The 18890-nt window shown below is 61.0% G+C and carries 13 protein-coding genes, 7 tRNA genes and 1 riboswitch; of the genes, 4 read left to right on the top strand and 16 right to left on the bottom strand.

The window, feature by feature from the left end; all coding sequences use genetic code 11:
- The first annotated feature begins 123 nt into the window (after positions 1 to 123).
- Positions 124 to 1578, top strand: coding sequence for a glycoside hydrolase family 1 protein (locus EKM88_RS07305; protein WP_125704704.1), 1455 nt, complete (start codon positions 124 to 126; stop codon positions 1576 to 1578).
- Positions 1579 to 1645: 67 nt separating this feature from the next.
- Here the strand turns inward: EKM88_RS07305 and EKM88_RS07300 are convergent, their stop codons facing one another.
- The 5 genes from EKM88_RS07300 to EKM88_RS07280 form a co-directional block, all read right to left on the bottom strand.
- Entirely contained in the window at positions 1646 to 2212 is a 567-nt protein-coding gene (locus EKM88_RS07300) for a PepSY domain-containing protein (RefSeq protein WP_125704702.1), read from the bottom strand.
- A gap of 68 nt (positions 2213 to 2280) precedes the next feature.
- The gene (locus tag EKM88_RS07295) at positions 2281 to 4071 is read right to left on the bottom strand and encodes an ABC transporter ATP-binding protein (protein ID WP_125704700.1); all 1791 of its coding nucleotides are present in this window, start codon (positions 4069 to 4071) and stop codon (positions 2281 to 2283) included.
- Positions 4055 to 5785: an ABC transporter ATP-binding protein gene (locus tag EKM88_RS07290; protein WP_125704698.1), complete on the bottom strand. Its 1731-nt coding sequence runs from the start codon at positions 5783 to 5785 to the stop codon at positions 4055 to 4057. Before EKM88_RS07290 ends, EKM88_RS07295 begins: the two co-directional genes overlap by 17 nt.
- A gap of 701 nt (positions 5786 to 6486) precedes the next feature.
- A tRNA-Leu gene (locus tag EKM88_RS07285) sits at positions 6487 to 6570 on the bottom strand.
- Between the two features lie 45 nt (positions 6571 to 6615).
- Complete coding sequence (locus tag EKM88_RS07280; RefSeq protein ID WP_125704695.1) at positions 6616 to 7455, bottom strand: NAD(P)H-hydrate dehydratase; 840 nt, start codon at positions 7453 to 7455, stop codon at positions 6616 to 6618.
- Positions 7456 to 7581: 126 nt separating this feature from the next.
- On the opposite strand from EKM88_RS07280, the gene EKM88_RS07275 reads away from it, so the two are divergent.
- Positions 7582 to 7665: transfer RNA gene (locus EKM88_RS07275), tRNA-Leu, on the top strand.
- A gap of 707 nt (positions 7666 to 8372) precedes the next feature.
- Here the strand turns inward: EKM88_RS07275 and EKM88_RS07270 are convergent.
- The 4 genes from EKM88_RS07270 to leuS all read right to left on the bottom strand — a co-directional run bounded on the left by EKM88_RS07270 (position 8373) and on the right by leuS (position 13628).
- Positions 8373 to 9083: a pseudouridine synthase gene (locus tag EKM88_RS07270; RefSeq protein ID WP_125704693.1), complete on the bottom strand. Its 711-nt coding sequence runs from the start codon at positions 9081 to 9083 to the stop codon at positions 8373 to 8375.
- A 4-nt stretch (positions 9084 to 9087) separates the two neighbouring features.
- Entirely contained in the window at positions 9088 to 10725 is a 1638-nt protein-coding gene (locus EKM88_RS07265; RefSeq protein WP_125704691.1) for a putative polysaccharide biosynthesis protein, read from the bottom strand.
- Positions 10726 to 10923: 198 nt separating this feature from the next.
- The gene (locus EKM88_RS13300; protein WP_164512037.1) at positions 10924 to 11097 is read right to left on the bottom strand and encodes a hypothetical protein; all 174 of its coding nucleotides are present in this window, start codon (positions 11095 to 11097) and stop codon (positions 10924 to 10926) included.
- A 122-nt stretch (positions 11098 to 11219) separates the two neighbouring features.
- Positions 11220 to 13628, bottom strand: a complete 2409-nt coding sequence (gene leuS, locus EKM88_RS07260; protein WP_125704689.1) for a leucine--tRNA ligase — start codon at positions 13626 to 13628, stop codon at positions 11220 to 11222.
- A gap of 346 nt (positions 13629 to 13974) precedes the next feature.
- On the opposite strand from leuS, the gene EKM88_RS07255 reads away from it, so the two are divergent.
- Complete coding sequence (locus EKM88_RS07255; protein WP_164512036.1) at positions 13975 to 14649, top strand: phosphatase PAP2 family protein; 675 nt, start codon at positions 13975 to 13977, stop codon at positions 14647 to 14649.
- 124 nt (positions 14650 to 14773) lie between these two features.
- Here the strand turns inward: EKM88_RS07255 and EKM88_RS07250 are convergent, their stop codons facing one another.
- A complete protein-coding gene (locus EKM88_RS07250) occupies positions 14774 to 16237 on the bottom strand; it encodes an MDR family MFS transporter (protein ID WP_125704685.1) in 1464 nt (487 codons plus the stop codon).
- Between the two features lie 69 nt (positions 16238 to 16306).
- Entirely contained in the window at positions 16307 to 17491 is a 1185-nt protein-coding gene (gene metK / locus EKM88_RS07245) for a methionine adenosyltransferase (RefSeq protein ID WP_125704683.1), read from the bottom strand.
- A riboswitch (SMK box riboswitch) is annotated at positions 17489 to 17573 on the bottom strand. (Overlaps the previous gene by 3 nt.)
- A 93-nt stretch (positions 17574 to 17666) precedes the next feature.
- On the opposite strand from metK, the gene EKM88_RS07240 reads away from it, so the two are divergent.
- Complete coding sequence (locus EKM88_RS07240) at positions 17667 to 18299, top strand: hypothetical protein (protein ID WP_125704681.1); 633 nt, start codon at positions 17667 to 17669, stop codon at positions 18297 to 18299.
- Between the two features lie 90 nt (positions 18300 to 18389).
- Here the strand turns inward: EKM88_RS07240 and EKM88_RS07235 are convergent.
- The 5 genes from EKM88_RS07235 to EKM88_RS07215 all read right to left on the bottom strand — a co-directional run bounded on the left by EKM88_RS07235 (position 18390) and on the right by EKM88_RS07215 (position 18807).
- Positions 18390 to 18463 (bottom strand) — tRNA-Asp (locus EKM88_RS07235).
- 14 nt (positions 18464 to 18477) lie between these two features.
- Positions 18478 to 18550 (bottom strand) — tRNA-Val (locus tag EKM88_RS07230).
- A 7-nt stretch (positions 18551 to 18557) separates the two neighbouring features.
- Positions 18558 to 18629 (bottom strand) — tRNA-Glu (locus EKM88_RS07225).
- Between the two features lie 10 nt (positions 18630 to 18639).
- Positions 18640 to 18729 (bottom strand) — tRNA-Ser (locus tag EKM88_RS07220).
- A gap of 6 nt (positions 18730 to 18735) precedes the next feature.
- A tRNA-Asn gene (locus tag EKM88_RS07215) sits at positions 18736 to 18807 on the bottom strand.
- Between the last annotated feature and the right edge of the window lie 83 nt (positions 18808 to 18890).

Below are 18890 nucleotides of genomic sequence, written 5' to 3'. Positions count from 1 at the left end.
ACTACAAGATTTGGCCGATACCACGACCGGTCCCCCAAGTATTATACGCCAGTTACGCAGCCTTTTGCGGTATACTGAGGAAAGCGGATACAGTCTGCAAATCCACATGGGAGGCAACACGATATGACGACATTTCCACACGGTTTTCTCTGGGGCGGCGCCACGGCGGCCAATCAACTGGAAGGTGGCTGGCAGGAAGACGGCCGCGGCCCGTCCATCGCCGATGCCCTGCCCGGGGGCCCCGAGCGCTTCGCCATCGCAGCGAGCCCCGACTTTGACTGGTCGCTGGTGCCTGACGCCACCTACCCCAACCACCTGGGCATTGACCACTATCACCGGTTCAAGGAAGACATCGCCTTGTTTGCCGAAATGGGCTTCAAGTGCTACCGCTTTTCCGTCGCTTGGTCAAGGATTTTTCCCCAAGGCGATGAGTCCACGCCCAACGAGGCGGGACTCAAGTTCTACGATGACCTGATCGATGAGTGCCTGAAGTTTGACATTCAGCCGGTGATCACGATTTCGCACTACGAACTGCCGCTACACCTGGCCAAGGCGTACAACGGCTGGCGCAACAAGGCCCTGATCGGGTTTTACGAGCGCTTCGCCCGCACCGTCATTGAACGCTACGGCGACCGCGTGAAGTACTTCCTGACCTTCAACGAGATCAACTCCGCGGCGCACTTTCCGGTCATGAGCCAGGGGCTGATCCCGGCCACCGGCGCCAACGACAAGCGCAACGTCTTTCAGGCCTGGCACAATCAGTTCGTGGCCTCGGCCAAGGCGGTGCAGCTGGCCCACGCCTTTGACCCCACGATCCAAGTCGGATGCATGATCATCTACGCGACCAGCTACGCCTACGACGCCAATCCCGTCAACCAGCTGGCCAACCTCCAGCACAACCAAGACTTCAACTTCTTTTGCGCTGACGTGCAAGTGCGCGGCGCGTACCCACGCTACACCCACCGCTACCTGGCAGAGAACGGCGTCAGCGAAGCCGACCTGGACCGCACCGAAGCAGAGCTGGCGTTGCTTAAGGCCGGCACCGTGGACTTCATCTCGTTCTCCTACTACATGAGCAGCGCGGTGGAAGTGACTGGCGCCGTCAAGGACACCGTGGCCGGCAACCTGATGGGCGGCGTCAAGAATCCGTTTTTGCAGGCGTCCGACTGGGGCTGGCAGATCGACCCGACTGGCCTGCGCATCGCCCTCAACGAGCTGTCCGACCGCTACCAGAAGCCGCTGTTCGTGGTGGAGAACGGACTGGGCGCAAAAGACGTGGTGGAACCGGACGGCCGCATTTTTGACCCGTATCGCATCGACTACCTGCGCGCGCACATCGAAGCGATCGCTGGGGCCTTGCGCGATGGCGTGCCCGTGATGGGCTACACGCCGTGGGGCTGCATCGACCTGGTCAGCGCCTCCACCGGTCAGATGAGCAAGCGTTACGGCTTCATCTACGTTGACCTCGACGATGCCGGCCACGGCACCCTCGCCCGCTCACGCAAGCAGTCCTTTGCCTGGTACCAGCGCGTCATTGCCAGCAAGGGCACCCTGCTCGATGATGACGTGATGTACTGAGGGGCCCCTTGACAGCCCACAAAGAAGCCCCGGCCGATTTTTTCGGCCGGGGCTTCTTTGTGCCTGGTTAGTCATCCACTTCGGACTTCAGGATCTCGCCACCATACGCATCGATGGTGACTTCTGTGGTGGTTTTGCCGTGGCGCACGAGGACTTGCCACACGGTGCTGCCAGAGTCTTTCTCCAGCGACCATTCGTAGGCATCGCCATCACCGACTTGCTTTTCGGCCAAGTCGGTCACTTCAGTCAGGGTCTGCAACCCGTTTTTGGTCAGCGCATCAGCGGCTTTTTTAACCCCGTTGGCCTCATCGGCATCCAGCGCCTCTGACGTCTTGCGCACGGTCTTCCCCGTTGCGGCATCCAGCGTCAACTCGTACTCGGTGCTGTCGTCCACGCCTTCGATCTCGTAATGATAGCCGCTGCCGGCCTTCTTGAGGTCGATGCCAGTCACGGCCGCCCCAGCGTTTTGGGTGGTGAAGGTCGTCCAGGCCTTGCTCAACGAAACCTTCACGTTCTTCTTCAGCGTGACGGTGCCGGTTTGTTCAACCGTCTGCTGCGTCGGTGCCTTGGGCTGGCTGCACCCAGCCAACCCCAGCGCGATGATTGCACTCACAATGAGCCCCACTTTTTTCATGCCAGATTCCTCCCACTTCGTCTGTCTTATACCCCCAGTGTACCAGACTCTTTGATGCTATGGGCAAACTATTCGTCGTCAAACTGGCTGTTGTAAAGCGCCGCGTACGCCCCGTTTTGCGCGAGCAACTGCGCGTGGGTGCCGCGTTCCACAATGCGGCCAGCCTGGATCACGAGGATCTGATCGGCATGCTGGATCGTGGACAGCCGGTGCGCGATGACGAAACTCGTCTTGCCGCGCATCAAGGCCGTCATGGCGCGCTGCACATCTGCCTCGGTGTTGCTGTCAATGGACGCCGTTGCCTCATCCAACACCAGCACCGGCGCCCCGGTGATGAAGGCGCGCGCGATGTTCAGCAGCTGCCGCTGGCCCTGCGAGATGCCGCTGGCGTTTTCCGTCAGCAGCGTGTCGTAGCCCTGCGGCAGTTGGGTGATGAACTGGTGCGCGTTCGCCTGCCGGGCGGCGGTTTCCACCGCGGCATCCGAGGCGTCTGGGCGACCGAGGCGAATATTCTCGCGAATCGTTTGCGAAAACAGGTACGGCTCCTGCTGCACCACGGTGATCAGCCGCCGCAGCGCCGCCCGCTGAATGTGGGTGACATCGGTACCGTCCAGCAGCACCCGCCCGCGTTGCAAGGGGTACAGGTTCGTCAGCAGGTTCATGATCGTCGTTTTGCCCGCCCCGGTCGGTCCCACCAAGGCCACCACCGTGCCAGGCGCGGCGGTCAGGTTGATGTCTTGCAGGATCGGCCGCGTGTCGTAGGCAAAATCGACCTGCTCAAAGGCGACTGCGCCGTGCGTGGTCGTCAGCGCCAGTGCATCCGGGGCATCCGTCTCCGGGGCCTCATCGATCAGCGCAAACACCCGCTCGGCCGAGGCCAGGGATAGCTGGAGCGTGTTGATCAGATCCAGCACGTTGTTGATCGGCCCGGTGAAGTTGCGCAGGTAGATCAGGAAGGTGAAGATCACGCCCACCGTGATGGTGTGGCTGCCGCTGAGGATCGAAACGGCACCGGCGGCCGTGATCAGCAGGTACGCCAAGTTGTTGGTCATGTTGTTGAACGGCCCCATCGCGCTGGAAAACGCCTGCGCGCGAAAGGCGGCCCGGGTGTACGTCGCGTTGGTGGCCGCAAAGTCGGCCAGCGCCGCCTGCTGGTGGTCAAACAGCTGCACCACCGCCTTACCCGACACGTTCTCCTCGATCTGGGTGTTGAGCGCGCCCAGCGCCGCCTGCTGAATCGTGAAGGCCTTTTGCGTGACTCTGGCCACCACCCGGGTGAACGTGTAGGTCAGCACCGTAGCGAGCAGTGCGATCAGCGTTAACAGCGGCGACAGCCACAGCATCGCCGCCCCCATGCCGACCACGCTGATGACGCCGGTGAACAGTTGCACGAACGTCTGCATCAGCGCCGTGTTGATGTTGTCAACATCGTTGGTCAGGCGACTCATCACATCCCCGTTGTCGTGCGTGTCAAAAAAGCGCATCGGCAGACGCTGCAGGTTGGCGAACACGTCGGCGCGAATCGCCGTCGCGGTGCGCTGCGCGGTTTTGATCATCAGACTGGTTTGAAAATAGGTCAAGCCACCGGCCACCAGGTACAGCCCCGCCAGCCCCGCACACACGAGCAGCAGCGTGCGCAGGTGGGGTTCGGTGATGTAGCGGTCGACCGCGATCCCGTTGACCCGGTTGCCGATGATGGTGGCGGCCGTGGTGAACACCGTCAGGCCGAATACGAGCGCCAGCCGCCCCTTATCCGGGGCCAGGTAGCCGCCGATGCGGCGCAACGTGGCGCGCACATTGTGCAGCTCGGCTTTGGGTTGGTGTAAGTTGCGCGGGCCGCGTCTAGGCATGAGTTGCATGACGGCCACCTCCTAACTGTGTCTGCACCAGTTGCGCGTAAAACGGCGAGATGCGCAGGAGCTCGGCGTGCGTCCCGCGCGCCGTGATGCGCCCGCCTTGCAGCACCAGGATCTCCTGCGCGTGCATCAGGTTCGCCACGCGCTGCGAGATGATCACCGTGGTGCGGTTGGCCCGCGCCTGCATCAGCCGCCGCTGGATCGTCGCGTTGGTGGTTTGGTCCACCGCGCTGGTCGCATCGTCCAGCACCAGAATGTCCGCATCCGGCACCACGGCGCGCGCGATGTTCAGGCGCTGTCGCTGCCCACCGGAAAAATTCTTGCCGTGCTGTTCCACCGGCGCCGCCATGCCCGCCGGCAGCGTCGCCAGGAACTCGTCCGCGTTCGCCACATAGGCCCCTTCGGTCAAGGCGGCCGCATCAGCCGCCGGCGCACCGTACGTCAGGTTGGTTTGCACCGTGCCCGAGAACAGCTGCGCGTCTTGCGTGGCCACCTTGACCTTGCGGTGCACCGCGGCGAGGTCAAGCGTCTGCACGTCCACGCCGCCGATACGAATCGTGCCCGTGTAAGCGTCAAACGCGCGCGTCATCAGGTTGATCAGGCTGGTTTTGCCACTGCCCGTCGTGCCGATGATGCCCAGCCACTGCCCGTCCGGCACCGTGAAACTGATGTCGTTGAGGATCGGCATGCTGGCCGCGTAGCCGAAGGTCACGTGGTCAAACTGGATGGCACTGCCCGTCGGCGCGTTCGCAGGACTGCCCATCGGCACCGCGCCTTGGGCCTCGACCAGCACGGCCTGCACGCGTCCGGCCGACGTGATGGCGCGCGAAAAGGCGGTGATGATGTTGACCGTCCCGATCATCGCGGTGGTGATCTGAATCATGTAGTTGACAAACGCGATGATCTGTCCGGTCGAGATCGTGCTGCGAATGGCAAGGCTCCCCCCATACGCCAAGGCAACGACCACCCCGAGGTTCAAGACGAGCTGAATCACCGGCGCCAACGTCACCGTGGCCATCGCCGCGGCCTGTGAGCGCGCCAGCAAGGTGTCATTGGTCGCCGTGAACTGCGCGCGCTGGTGCGGCTCTAACACGTATGACTTGATAGTTTTGGCCCCTTGCAAGTTCTCGCGCATCACCCGGTTCATGTCGTCAACGCTTTGCTGCATCGCCAGGTACTTCGGCAGGCTGCGCCGCACGATCACCAGCATGAAAATGATCAGCGCCGGTAGCGTCACAAACAGGATCGGCGCGAGCGCCGGGCTGACGATCACCGACATCACGATCCCTCCCAGCATCAGCATCGGAGAGCGCACCATGCCGCGGGTGACCATCATCACCAAGTTCTGCATCTGCGTCACATCGTTGGTGATGCGGGTGATCAGCGTGGCCGGCGCGAGCCCGTCCGCCTTGCGACTGTTCAGCGCCACCGCCAGCATGTGCTCTCGCAGTTGCTGCCCCATCGCCAGCGACGCGTAGCTGCCAAGCACGCCGGTGCTGGCGCCGGCGACCAGCCCAAGCAGTGCAAACCCCAGCATCCACACGGCCTCGTGCACCACAAAGGCCATGTCGCCCTTCGCCAGCCCGTGGTCGATGATGTTCGCCATCAGCGTGGGCTGTTGCAAGTCGCAAAACACCTCGCCCAGCATCACCAGCGGCGCGAGAAAGAAGCACCACCGCGCGCGCCCGTGTGTGTGGGCCATCACGATTCGAAACACACGATCCCTCCATTCCAACGAAAAAAGCGTCACGGATCCTAAGCCTAGTAAGGACTAAGGATCCGTGACGCCGATTCGATAACACCATTAGGTGAAATTTTAGCGCGCCAACCGGCCGTTGGCAACTGTTTTGTTTGCGTGGGCGAGGTGATGTCGGGGCTAGCTTTGGCCCGGGGGGTCTGCCCATGCAATCTTGGTGACGGGCTGTTCGACTGGCTGATTGCTTCCCAGTCTTCGTCGAGCGCCGTGGCGATGGTCGTGCGGCCACAAGCTTTGACACGCGGGGGGTCTAACCATACAGTCTGGTTGGCATACTTTCTGCCTTGCTTCCGTTCGGTTTCGCCTTGCGCCGCAGCAAAGCATGCTTACTGCTTTCCAGTCTTCGTCGAGCGCCGTGGCGCAACGTGGGAGCGGCTAGCGACGCACAAGCACTCGGGCCCAAGTGCGGGCCCGGGCGTTGTCCCGAGGGCTTCTAGCCATGCAGTCTGGGCAACGTACTTTCCGACTTGCTTACTTCTTTGCAGTCTTCGTCGAGCTACGCAAAGCAACGCGGAAGCGACTAGCCACGCCTAAACACTCGGGGCCAAGTGCGCCCCAAGCGCTTAGACGAAGCTACTCGTTCCGCTAAGTGCGCTTTGCTTCGCTCTGGGGATAAAAAAACTCACGCTGATTTCTCAACGTGAGTCATGGGTTATTGCCAATGCCGCAAACAGGAGTCGAACCTGCACATGGATAACCATACAGCGACCTGAACACTGCGCGTCTGCCAATTCCGCCATTGCGGCAACAACATAAATGATTATAACAAGGCGCGCCGCGTTTGCCAACTCTTATTCGGAATATTTTTGCGCCATCTGCGCCATGTAAGCCGGCAGCGCGGCGATCACGCGGGTCGGCAAGGCCACGTACTGCGTCTCGGAGAGCTGCATCGCGATCGCGCTGTGCGTGTACACTGCCGCGCCGATCGTCGCATCGCGGTAGCCGAACTGGCCGATGAACGCGGCAAGGATCCCGGCCAGCGTATCCCCGGAGCCGCCAGTAGCCTGCGCCGGTGTCCCGATCGGGTTCTCGTAGCTCGCCGTAGGGGTGAAAAGCTGCGTCCGGTGACTTTTAACCACCACCGTCCCTGGCAACGTTGCGGCGGCCGCTAAGTTAGCGGCCGCGGTTTGTGCCGCCACCGCCACACCGCTCAGCCGTTGCCACTCCATCTGGTGTGGCGTCCACACTGTGGCGGCGTGCGTCACGGTCACGTGATGCGCCGCGATCAGGGTCAGCGCCGAGCCGTCCAAGATCAGCGTTTGCGCTGGCGTCAGCGCTGCCGCTGCGAGCGTTTGCGTCAAAATCGCCCATGCCGTCTCGTTCGTGCCCAGCCCCGGGCCAATCAACACCACGTCCGCTTCGGGAACCGTGTGCCGCAGTCGCGGGCCATCATAGGGAATCACCATCGCCTCAGGCAATCGCGCGTGCAACGCCGCTGCGTTCACCGGATCGGTGGCCACGGTCACGAGCCCTGCGCCGGCGTACACCGCTGCACTGGCCGCCAGAATTGCGGCACCGCCAAAATGGGCATTGCCGCCAATCACGAGCACCCGACCGAATGTCCCCTTGTGACTTTGCGCCAGTCGCGGTTGAATCACCTGACGCACCAGCGCCTCTGAAAGTTGTTTCACTGCACTCACCTCGCCGCTGATTATACCGCACCGCGCCCAGATGAATCTAGCATGAGAAAAAATCCAAAAAGCGCACATTCGGGCTTGGCAAAGTGACGGTGCCTTGCTATAATTAATCCTGTTGTTGCCGCAATGGCGGAATTGGCAGACGCGCAGTGTTCAGGTCGCTGTATGGTTATCCATGTGCAGGTTCGACTCCTGTTTGCGGCATTGGCAATAACCCATGACTCACGTTGAGAAATCAGCGTGAGTTTTTTGTCCCCAGAGCGAAGCAAAGCGCACTTAGCGGAACGAGTAGCTTCGCCTAAGCGCTTGGGGCGCACTTGGCCCCGAGTGTTTAGGCGTGGCTAGTCGCTTCCGCGTTGCTTTGCGTAGCTCGACGAAGACTGCAAAGAAGTAAGCAAGTCGGAAAGTACGTTGCCCAGACTGCATGGCTAGAAGCCCTCGGGACAACGCCCGGGCCCGCACTTGGGCCCGAGTGCCTGTGCGTCGCTAGCCGCTCCCGCGTTGCGCCACGGCGCTCGACGAAGACTGGAAAGCAGTAAGCAGGCTTTGCTGCGGCGCAAGGCGAAACCGAACGGAAGCAAGGCACTGCTGCGGAGCAAGGCAAAGCCGAACGGAAGCAAGGCACTGCTGCGGAGCAAGGCGAAACCGAACGGAAGCAAGGCACTGCTGCGGAGCGAGGCGAAGCCGAACGGAAGCAAGGCACTGCTGCGGAGCGAGGCGAAGCCGAACGGAAGCAAGGCACTGCTGCGGAGCGAAGCGAAGCCGAACGGAAGCAAGGTAGCAAGTACGTCACCCAGACTGCTTGGTTAGACGTCCCCGAGACAAAGCCAACCGGAAGCCGAGGAAACCTTCAGCCCCACACCCCCCAAAAACGGCCCACGCATCTCCCTGCGTGGGCCGTCTCTTTGTCTTCATTTCGTCAGTGCCTTGATGCGCGCCAGCTCGTCTTCGGTCAGCGGCCGGTACGTCCCCGCCGCAAGCGTGGCCGACAGCGTCAGCGGCCCCATGCTCAGGCGGTGCAGCGCCAGCACCTCGTTACCGACGCGCTTGAACATCCGCTTGACCTGGTGGTACTTGCCTTCCCCGATGGTCAGGCGCACGCGCTTGGCGGCCGTGTCCGGTACCACCGCCACGCGAGCCGGCTGGCTAGTGAAGTCCTTGAAGGCGATGCCCTGCGCGAGCTGCGTTGCCATCTCCGGCGTCAGCGGCACCAGCAGGGTGGCCTCGTAGGTTTTGGGGACGTGCTTACCCGGCGCCAGCAGGTTGTGGCCGAGGGTGCCGTCATTGGTCAAAAGCAGCAATCCCGTCGTGTCTTTGTCCAGCCGGCCGACCGGGTACAGCCCCGGGCGGCGGTCTGCTTCAGCGATCAAGTCCACAACAGTGCGGTCATGCGCATCGGTCGTGGCCGTGATGACGCCGGCCGGCTTGTTCATCAAGTAGTACACGGCGAGGTCCTGGTCGAGCACCTGCCCGTCCAGCGTGACCACCGCGGTGCTGGGCACGTCGAACCCGGGGTCGCGGATCAGCACACCGTCAACCATGACGCGCGGCTTTTTGATGATGCGTCGCACTTCCTTGCGCGTGCCGTACTGAAGGTGGCTCAATAAACGGTCTAGTCGCATGCGCTCACCCGATGTGCAGGCGCCGGCGAATCCCGCCAACGCGCGCCCCGATGATCAGGTCAGCTAAGCGCGTTTTGAGCACCGCGTAGCCATAGATCCCCACGCCAACTGGCAGCACGATCACCAGCATCAACACCGACTGCATGCCGCTGGCCGGGTTGAACACGTTGGACAGCGCCCAGACCAGCGCCCGAACGACCACGGCCATGATGACGGAAAACCCGACGATCCCGACCAGCCGCCGCGCCGTTTGCCGCACCTTGAAGTGATACAGCTGACGTAGGTCATTGAGCATCCAGACGATGGACGCCGTCATCCCCAGCATGGTTGCCAGCGTTGGCCCGTACACGCCGCAAAAGACGATGGCCGGCCATTGGCACACCGCCTTGACCGCCATCCCCACCAGCATGGTGCGGATCGCCAACCGGTTGTGGAACAGCCCCTGCAGAATCGAGGCCAGCACAGTGAACAACCCGAGAAAGACCGCCAGAAAGGCCGACAGCTCTAGAATCGAAATCCCTAGGCGGTCGTAGCCGTAAAACAGCACGTACAGCGGCTGCGCCACGGCAGCCATCCCGAACGCACAGGGGATCATCACGACAAAGAACAGCTGCAGGATGTTGGTGATCGTGTCCGCGATTTCCCGCCCCACGGCGCGCGTTTTGGCCGCCGCCAGCAGCGGAAGCGCCGTGGAGGCCATCGCGACCGCCAGGCTGACCACGATCATGATCAGCTTGTTGGCGTTGCCGGCGAACAAGGCGTACAGCTCGTCCAGGACGGTCTTGGACGCGATGAAATGCGTCAGCATCATCTTCGGGAAGGTGTACTGGTCGATGATGTAATACAGGTTGATGGCCGAGCCCATGATGATGAACGGCACCGCCTGCTGCACGATTTCAAGCAAGATGCGTTGCGTTGAGATCTGCAGATTGTCGGCGCTGTTGGCCGCCAGCTCGGTGAACCGATCTTTTTGCCGGAAAAAGTAAATCACCAAAAGCCCCAGCCCGAACACCGCACCGATGAACGCGGCGAAGGTGGACTGCGCCACCGCTTCCACATAGTTGCCACTGCCTGTGCGCATGATCGCGTAGGTCATGATCAGCATGTAGATGATCCGGGCCACCTGCTCGATGAACTGGCTCAAGGCGCTGGGCGCCATTTCGTTATAGCCCTGGAAGAACCCGCGGATGATGCTGAGCACCGGAATGATCAACAGCGGCCAGGCCAGCGTGCGAAACACCTGCGTCAGCGCCGCATCATGCAGCGCCAGCACCGGGGCCAGCAGCCACAGCAGGCCACAGGAGATGACCCCCATGATCGCCATGGCGATGGTGCCGGCCGAGAACAGCCGAAAGCCCGTCTTGTACTCATTCATCGCGTTGTAGTGGGCGATTTGCTTGGAGATCGACCCCGGCACCCCAGCGGTCGAGATGATCAGGAAAATGCTGTAGACCTGGTACCCCTTGGTGAACAAGGCATTGGCGGTCAGGTACGCCGCCCCCAGCCAGATGCGCCACGGGATGATGTAAATCGCGCCCAGCACGCGCGACAGAATGCTGCCGGCGGTCATCCAGGCCGATCCGCGCAGCATCATTTCCTTATTGCTGCGCTGCGGCTGTGCCGCCTGTGTTTGCTTCGCCATGCGTCTGCTCCCATCAAAATAGACATATACGCCTATTTTAGTTGAACCCCCCGCGCCTTTCAATTCTAACCGCCGGCCTTATGCGTTCCTTTGCTTTTGGCCTTGGCTCACCCCCACTGACAGTGAATGCCGCAAATCACCCGACCAAATAAAAAGTAGCCGTCTTTTTGACGACTACTCCCCTCAAACGCAACACCACTATTTTCGCTGAAGCAATTTTTCGATTTTCTCGGCGTAGATCAGGATGAAAAAACCGCTCAGAAAACAAATGCCCTCTGCCAGTTGCCAATGATTCAAAAACAAAAACAAGCAACCACTAATGCCAACTAACAGCATCCCGAATAACGTGAAATAAACCGCTAAGTTTTTCATTGTCGCCATCCTATTTTGCGCAAGCGGACGATCACCGTTAAGCCATCACACCCCTTGCACTCATCGTGACCCCTTCAAATTTGCGGGGCCGAACGCGTTCATCGACGCTTTTTGGGCGTGGGTTACTTGACCACCAAGTTGACGATCTTGTTTGGCACGACGATTTCTTTGACGATCGTCTTGCCGGCAATGAACTTCTGGACGTTCTCCAGCGCCTTGGCGGCCGCCTTGATGTCCGCATCAGCCGTGCCCACCGCGATGGTCAGGTGACCGCGCAGCTTGCCGTTGACCTGCACCATCAGGTTGACCTGGGCCGTTTGCATGGCGGCCTCATCGTAGGTCGGCCAAGCCGAATAGGTCAGCGTGTGCTCATGGCCGAGGATCTGCCACAGCTCTTCCATCAGGTGCGGCGCGATCGGCGCCAGCAGCTTGACGAAGCCTTCAACGTACGCGTATGGCAAAGCATCCACCTTGCGCGCTTCGTTGATGAACACCATCATCTGGGAGATGGCCGTGTTGAAGTGCAGGGACTCGTAATCTTCCGTGACCTTCTTGACGGTTTCGTTGTAAACCTTGTCCAGCGCCCCGTCGTTGAGGGTCGTGATGTGGTCGCGCATCTTGCCGTTGTCATCGACGAAGGTGCCGTAGACGCGGTCAAGGAACTTGCGCGCCCCGGCCAGCCCCGTGGTGCTCCAGGCGATCCCGGCATCCAGTGGGCCCATGAACATTTCGTACAGGCGCAGGGTGTCGGCGCCGTATTCAGCCACCACATCATCGGGGTTGACAACGTTGCCCTTGCTCTTGCTCATCTTCTCGTGGTTATCCCCGAGGATCATGCCCTGGTTGTACAAGCGCTGGAACGGCTCCGGGTGCGGCGCCACGCCGATGTCGTACAGGAACATGTTCCAGAAGCGCGCGTACAGCAGGTGCAGCACCGCGTGTTCGGCCCCACCGATGTAGAGGTCGACCGGGGTCCACGCTTTGAGCTTGTCAAAATCGGCCAGCGCTTCCTTGTTGTGCGGGTCAACGAAGCGCAGGTAGTACCAGGAGCTCCCGGCCCACTGCGGCATCGTGTTGGTTTCGCGGCGCCCCTTGCGCCCGTTTTCGTCCACCACGTTGACCCAGTCGGTCAGGTTGGCCAGCGGGGATTCCCCGGTGCCAGACGGCTTGATGTCAGCCTCTTCCGGCAGCATCAGTGGCAGCTGGTCCTCAGGCACCAGTGTGGTTTCGCCGTCCTCCCAGTGAATGACCGGGATCGGTTCGCCCCAGTAGCGCTGGCGGGAGAAGACCCAGTCGCGCAGCTTGAAGTTGACGTGCTTTTCGCCGATCCCCTTCTCTTCCAGCCAGGCGATGGCCGCATCGATGGCGTCTTGCTTGTTCTTGCCGTCCAAAAAGCCGGAATTGATGTGCAGCCCATCACCAGTGTAGGCGGCTTCGGCAACGTTACCGCCGGCGATGACCGGAATGATCGGCAGGTCGAACTGCTTGGCAAACGCGTAGTCCCGGTCGTCATGCGCCGGCACCGCCATGATGGCACCGGTCCCATAGCTGACCAGCACGTAATCAGAGAGCCAGATCGGCAACCGCTCGCCGTTGATCGGGTTGATGGCGTAAGCCCCGGTCCAGACGCCGGTTTTGTCCTTGTTCAGATCCGTGCGTTCGAGGTCCGACTTGTGGGCGATCGCTTCCTTGTAGGCCGCGACCGCTGCCTGCTGGGCCGGTGTGGTGATCGTGTCGACCAGCGCGTGCTCCGGGGCCATAACGCAGTAGCTGGCCCCAAACAGCGTGTCTGGGCGCGTAGTGAAGACGTCAAAGGCTTGATCGCTGTCGGCCACTTGGAAGGTCACCTGAGCGCCCACAGAGCGGCCGATCCAGTTACGCTGCATCTGCTTGATCGGTTCCGGCCAGTCGAGGTCGTCAAGCCCTGCCAGCAGCCGATCGGCATAGGCGGTGATCTTCAGCACCCACTGGCGCATCGGCTTGCGAATGACAGGGAAACCGCCACGCTCGGTTTTGCCGTCGATCACTTCTTCGTTGGCGACCACAGTACCGAGATCCGGGCTCCAGTTCACCGCGACCTCGTCTTCATAGGCCAGGCCGCGCTTGTACATCTGCTCGAAGATCCACTGCGTCCACTTGTAGTAGCTCGGATCGGTCGTTGCGATTTCGCGGTTCCAGTCGTAGGAGAAGCCCAGAGAATTGATCTGCCGCTTGAAGTTTTCGATGTTTTTCTTGGTAAAATCCTTCGGGTTGTTCCCAGTGTTCAGCGCGTACTGCTCCGCAGGCAGGCCAAACGCATCCCAGCCCATCGGGTGCAACACGTTGTACCCCTGCGCGCGCTTCATCCGCGCGATGATGTCCGTGGCGGTGTAACCTTCCGGGTGCCCCACGTGCAGGCCTTGACCGGACGGATACGGGAACATGTCCAGCGCGTAGTAGTTCTTTTTGTCTGGGTCGGTCGTGGTGTTGAAGTTGTTGTGCTCATGCCAACGCTTCTGCCACTTTTTTTCGATCGCCTTGTGATCGTACATGAAATTGTGCCTCCTATGCGTATGCCAACAATTGGTCGAACGAAAACAAAAAGCCGCCCTATGTCTATAGGACGGCTTAGCCGCGGTACCACCTAAGTTCTGCTTGCGCAGCGCTTGACGGGATAACGGCCGGAGCCGGCGCGCATTGGGTTGCGTGCACTGCAAAGGTCAGTTCGCCCAGGGTTTCGTCAGGCTTCCAGCAACCGCCTGCTTTCTGCATCCCACCCCAAAGTTACTCGTCCTTTGTTCGTTCGATATTAGGCTAAGCATAGCAAAAATGGGCCGGTTAAACAACCCTTCCCCGCCCGCCATGTGGTACAATTTTAAGTCAAACGGAGGTGTTACGATGAGGCGACCCAAGTATCCCTTAATTCTCGCCGCTGGGGGGCTGGTGCTGTTCATCCCCCTGCTGGTTGGCGTCTGGCACGACGCAACCTGGGTGCAGGCGCTCGATCACGCGATCGTCGCCCAAGTCACGGCCTATCGCCCCGAGTGGCTGACCGAGCTGATGCTCGCCGTCACCAACTGCGGCAACCCGCTGGTGATCGTCGGCCTCGGCCTAGTCATTGCTGCGGTCCTCTTCTACTACCGCAAAAAGCGCTACGCCGTTTTTGCCGCGCTGAGCATTGTCGGCATGAGCGGCGTCAACCACCTCATCAAGCAAGTGGTGCACCGACTGCGCCCGTTCATCGCCGACCCGACCATCACCCCGCTGACTCGCATCGGTGGCTACAGTTTCCCTAGCGGCCACGCCAGCGGCACCGTGCTCCTGTGGGGCACCGTGATCCTGCTGGCGGTCACGCTGGTCGACCCCGGCCACCGGCGCCGCGGGTTGATCGCCTTGAGCGTGGTGATGATCGGCCTGACCGGCATCTCACGCATTTACGTGCAGGTGCACTACCCTACCGACGTGCTCGCCGGCCAAAGCAGTGCACTGGTCGGCCTGATGCTTTTGTGGTGGCTGATGTGGCCGTGGCTGACCCGCGTCACCCCGACTGGGTGGGTGCCCCGGCGTCAGTGAATGGCCGCCGACCGACTCACGCAAAAACGCGGCCGCCTGGCTTCCCAACAACGGGGAGCAGGTGGCCGCGCTTTTTGCGTGCGCCGCGAGCGGTCCTCGGCGCGTCTCATGACCGAAGCGCCGACTACAGGCGCTTTGGGTCGCGGTCAAAGGCGTTGATCAACAGCCCCAGCCCCACGATGACCACCGAGAAGAAGTAAATGTTGTGCAGCCCTTCGTACAGGATCCCGCGCAGCGTTGGCATCAAAGCCGCCGGTAGCGACTGAGCCGTCTGCGGATTGATCAGCTTGTTGAGCATGTCCGCCTTTACTGCCGGATGCGCGGCCACGCCCTGGGCCATGCGCAAGTTCAGCACCACGCCGTAAACAGACACCATCAGCGTCTGCCCCAGCGTCCGCGACAGCGTGTTGAAGCTGGTTGCGACCCCGACTTCCGCCTGGTCGACCGTCGCCTGCGCGCGCACCGTGGTGGTTGTGATGACCAGCCCGAAGCCGAACCCGAGCCCGGCGGCGATCAGCAGAAACGCCCAGTAAGGCGTGGCTTCCGGCACCAGCGCCAGGACCAGCGCACCGACCAGTAGCACGCTCATCGCAAGCGTTAAGATCCGCCGCGCCGGCATGCTGGTCAGCATCCGCCCGGCCACGAAGGAGCCGATCACCCACATCAGGCTGCTGGGCGTGATGGCAAAGCCCCCGAACGAGGCGTCCATCCCGAGGATCCCCTGCACCCACATCGGCATGTAGGCCTCATACCCGATCACGAACCCGGAGATCAGGGCCGCCACGATGTTGGTGATGACAAAGCCGCGGTTCTTGAACAGCTTCAGGTCGATGATGGGGTCCACCGCCCGCTTTTCCTGGCGCACGAACAGCCACAGTGTTGCGGCAGCAAGCGCGAGCAAGCCGCCGAACACGAGCAGGCCATTCGCCTCGGCCAGCCCCTGGAACCCGAGCATCAGCAACAGCAGCGTCAGCACCAACCACACAGTGCCGAGGTAGTCGACCGCCTTATTTTCAGCCGTGTAATCCTCGTGGAAGAACCACACGACCAGCCCCATGGTGATCAGGCCGATGGGCACGTTGATAAAAAAGATCCAGTGCCAGGACAGCTGATCGACGATGAAGCCCCCGAGCAGCGGTGCCACCACCGACGCGATCCCCCAGGCCGAGCCGTTGAAGCCCAGCACCTTAGCCCGTTTTTCGAACGGATAGATGTCTGCGATGATGGTGAACGTGACCGGCATGATCGCCCCGGCCCCGATCCCCTGGATCGCACGGAACACGATCAGCACCGGCATCGACTGCGCCAGCCCCGACAGCGCGGAGCCGAGGATGAAGATCGTCAGCCCGATCAGAAACACCGGCTTGCGGCCGATCTTATCGGCGAATTTGCCGTAAATCGGCGTGGCCATCGCGTTCGTCAGCAGGTAGATCGAGATGATCCAATTCATCAGGTTGACCCCGTGCAGGCTCCCCACGATCGTCGGCATCGCGGTGGACACGATGGTCCCCTCGATCGCGGTCATGAAGGTCGCAATGAAAATTGCCACGGTCACGACCGTCACATTCGTTTGTTTGGTTTTCGGCATAAGCCCTTCCTTTCGCCTAAAAATGAAGCGACCTCCCCCATGCGTGGGGAAGGCCGCCTCTTCACTCGTTTAATCTAAGTACTTGGCCAGCACCGCGACTTTGTCGAGGTGCTCCCAAGGTAGATCAACATCTGTACGTCCAAAGTGACCGTAAGCCGCCGTCTGTTTGTAGATCGGCCGCTGCAGGTCAAGCATTTTGATAATGCCGGCCGGGCGCAAATCGAAGTTGGCCCGGATGGCGTCTGTAATGGTCTGTTCTGGGATCTTGTTGGTGCCAAAGCAGTTGACGGATACCGAGACAGGCTGCGCCACGCCGATTGCGTAGGCCAGTTGCACCTCAAGCTTGTCCGCCAGTCCTGCCGCCACCACGTTTTTGGCGATGTAGCGCGCCGCGTAGCTGGCCGAGCGGTCCACCTTCGTCGCGTCCTTCCCGGAGAAGGCCCCACCGCCGTGACGCGCGAAGCCGCCGTATGTGTCGACGATGATCTTGCGGCCGGTCAACCCGGAATCCGCCTGCGGCCCCCCCAGCACGAAGCGGCCGGTCGGGTTCACGTAGATCTTGGTTTGGTCGTCCATCAATGCAGCTGGGATGACCGCGCGAATCACTTGCGCTTCGACATCCGCGCGGATCTGTGCCAGCGTCGCGTCCGCATCGTGCTGCGTGGAGACCACCACGGTGTCCACGCGGACGGGCCGTTCCTGGTCATCGTACTCCACAGTCACCTGCGCCTTGGCATCCGGCCGCAGGTAACTCAGCGTCCCCGCCTTGCGCAGCGCCGTGATCTTGCGCATCAACTGGTGTGCCAGGCTGATCGGCAGTGGCATGAACTCCGACGTCTCATTGATCGCGTAGCCAAACATCATCCCCTGATCGCCGGCACCGATCTTATCCAGCGGGTCGGTATCGTCTTGGCGCGCCTCGAACGAGTCGTCAACGCCCATCGCGATGTCGGGTGATTGTTCATCGAGCGCAACCAGCACGCCAACGGAATCGGGGTCAAACCCAGATTCCTTCGTGTAGCCGATCGTACGGATCGTGTCGCGGACCACCTTTTGGATGTCCACGTACGCCGTGGTCGAAATCTCCCCGACCACCAGGACGAGCCCCGTGGTCACCGTGGTTTCGCAGGCCACGCGCGCCGCCGGATCCTCCGCCAAAAGCGCATCCAGAATGGCATCAGAGATTTGATCCGCGATCTTATCCGGATGGCCCTCGGAGACAGACTCCGACGTAAATAAGTGACGTTCTTGCATGTGTATTTTCCCCCTAAATTGTCGTTCGGTTACAAGGCATCTCCGCCGAAGCGGATCCCATCGGGAATTCTTTGCAACTGTCCCAGTTTACCATAAATAAGTAAGAACCGAAATTCCTTTTTGCGAAAACGCGTCAACTTGGGTAACATGAGAAGCGTGATGAAAGGACAAACTCATGCGTACTCATAAACTCCTGACCGCCGCTAGTCTCGCGGCGCAGCTCCTCCTGCTCCCCCTATTGCTGAACCGCACCCAGCTGACGGCGCTGCCCTGGTCCATGTGGGCGCTGATCGCCATGGCGCTGGCGCTCGCTTGGACACAGGCCACTCGGGACCTGCGCGGGCTGTGGCCCGCCCTTGTGCTGGCGTTACTCGGCTGCGTTGGCGCTTGGCGCCTGCTGCCGCTGGCGCTGGCCCAGATCGGCCTGGCCGCCCTTTTGGCCTCGCAAAATCTGCAGCGGCCCTTGCAACTCTCCGGCTGGCAAATCGAAGTGGCCTTCGTTCAGCTCCTGCTGTTAGCCCGGTTGAACACCGTCCTCACGCTCAGTGCCGTCCTGGCCGTGGTCTTCGTGGCCACGCCCCCGCTACTCGCTCAGTGGTCACAGCCGCTGTGGGTGTCTATCGGCTTGCAGGTGCTCGTGGCCGGGTTGGCCGTCTGGCAGCAATCCTTCACCCTGATCACCGCCGCGATCGCCGTTCTCTGTGGGTGCGCGCTGGCGCTTCGAGCCAAGCAACTGCCCCCGGTGGCAACCGCCTGGGCCGGCATCGTTATCAGCGTCGCAGACATCTGGACGCACCTGCATGGTTGAGTGAATTTCTGGTCGAGGCCTCGCGCCTCGGCCTATTTTGCGGCCACTTTTTGGGCAAACAAAAAGCCGCATCAGCTGCGGCTTCAGTAGCGGTTCCAACGAGACTCGAACTCGTGATCTCCTGCGTGACAGGCAGGCGTCCTAACCAACTAGACCATGGAACCAAAATCAAAAAAAATGGAGGATACAGGGCTCGAACCTGTGACCCTCTGCTTGTAAGGCAGACGCTCTCCCAACTGAGCTAATCCTCCATAAAACTGACCCGTACGGGATTTGAACCCATGTTACCGCCGTGAAAGGGCGGTGTCTTAACCACTTGACCAACGGGCCATTGAAGCAACGGAGAGTAAGGGATTCGAACCCTTGATACGGGTAAAGCCCGTATACATGGTTTCCAACCATGCTCCTTCGGCCTCTCGGACAACTCTCCATACAACTCCGGATGTCAGGCTCGAACTGACGACACCCTGATTAACAGTCAGGTGCTCTACCACTGAGCTAATCCGGAATGATGAAGCGCGGCAGCTTCCTACCCTCGCAGGCAGTCACCCACCAACTACTCTCGGCGTAGAGAAGCTTAACTTCTGTGTT

The organism is Lacticaseibacillus daqingensis (assembly GCF_003946115.1).
GTDB classification, from domain to species: domain Bacteria; phylum Bacillota; class Bacilli; order Lactobacillales; family Lactobacillaceae; genus Lacticaseibacillus; species Lacticaseibacillus daqingensis.
This window is presented reverse-complemented; position numbering and strand designations above follow the sequence as displayed.

What these genes read in the sequence shown, in the direction of transcription:
- EKM88_RS07305 (WP_125704704.1), top strand. Translation starts at nt 124, where the DNA reads ATGACGACATTTCCACACGGTTTTCTCTGGGGCGGCGCCACGGCGGCC.
- EKM88_RS07300 (WP_125704702.1), bottom strand. Translation starts at nt 2,212, where the DNA reads ATGAAAAAAGTGGGGCTCATTGTGAGTGCAATCATCGCGCTGGGGTTG.
- EKM88_RS07295 (WP_125704700.1), bottom strand. Translation starts at nt 4,071, where the DNA reads ATGCAACTCATGCCTAGACGCGGCCCGCGCAACTTACACCAACCCAAA.
- EKM88_RS07270 (WP_125704693.1), bottom strand. Translation starts at nt 9,083, where the DNA reads ATGCGACTAGACCGTTTATTGAGCCACCTTCAGTACGGCACGCGCAAG.
- EKM88_RS07265 (WP_125704691.1), bottom strand. Translation starts at nt 10,725, where the DNA reads ATGGCGAAGCAAACACAGGCGGCACAGCCGCAGCGCAGCAATAAGGAA.
- EKM88_RS13300 (WP_164512037.1), bottom strand. Translation starts at nt 11,097, where the DNA reads ATGAAAAACTTAGCGGTTTATTTCACGTTATTCGGGATGCTGTTAGTT.
- leuS (WP_125704689.1), bottom strand. Translation starts at nt 13,628, where the DNA reads ATGTACGATCACAAGGCGATCGAAAAAAAGTGGCAGAAGCGTTGGCAT.
- EKM88_RS07255 (WP_164512036.1), top strand. Translation starts at nt 13,975, where the DNA reads ATGAGGCGACCCAAGTATCCCTTAATTCTCGCCGCTGGGGGGCTGGTG.
- EKM88_RS07250 (WP_125704685.1), bottom strand. Translation starts at nt 16,237, where the DNA reads ATGCCGAAAACCAAACAAACGAATGTGACGGTCGTGACCGTGGCAATT.
- metK (WP_125704683.1), bottom strand. Translation starts at nt 17,491, where the DNA reads ATGCAAGAACGTCACTTATTTACGTCGGAGTCTGTCTCCGAGGGCCAT.
- EKM88_RS07240 (WP_125704681.1), top strand. Translation starts at nt 17,667, where the DNA reads ATGCGTACTCATAAACTCCTGACCGCCGCTAGTCTCGCGGCGCAGCTC.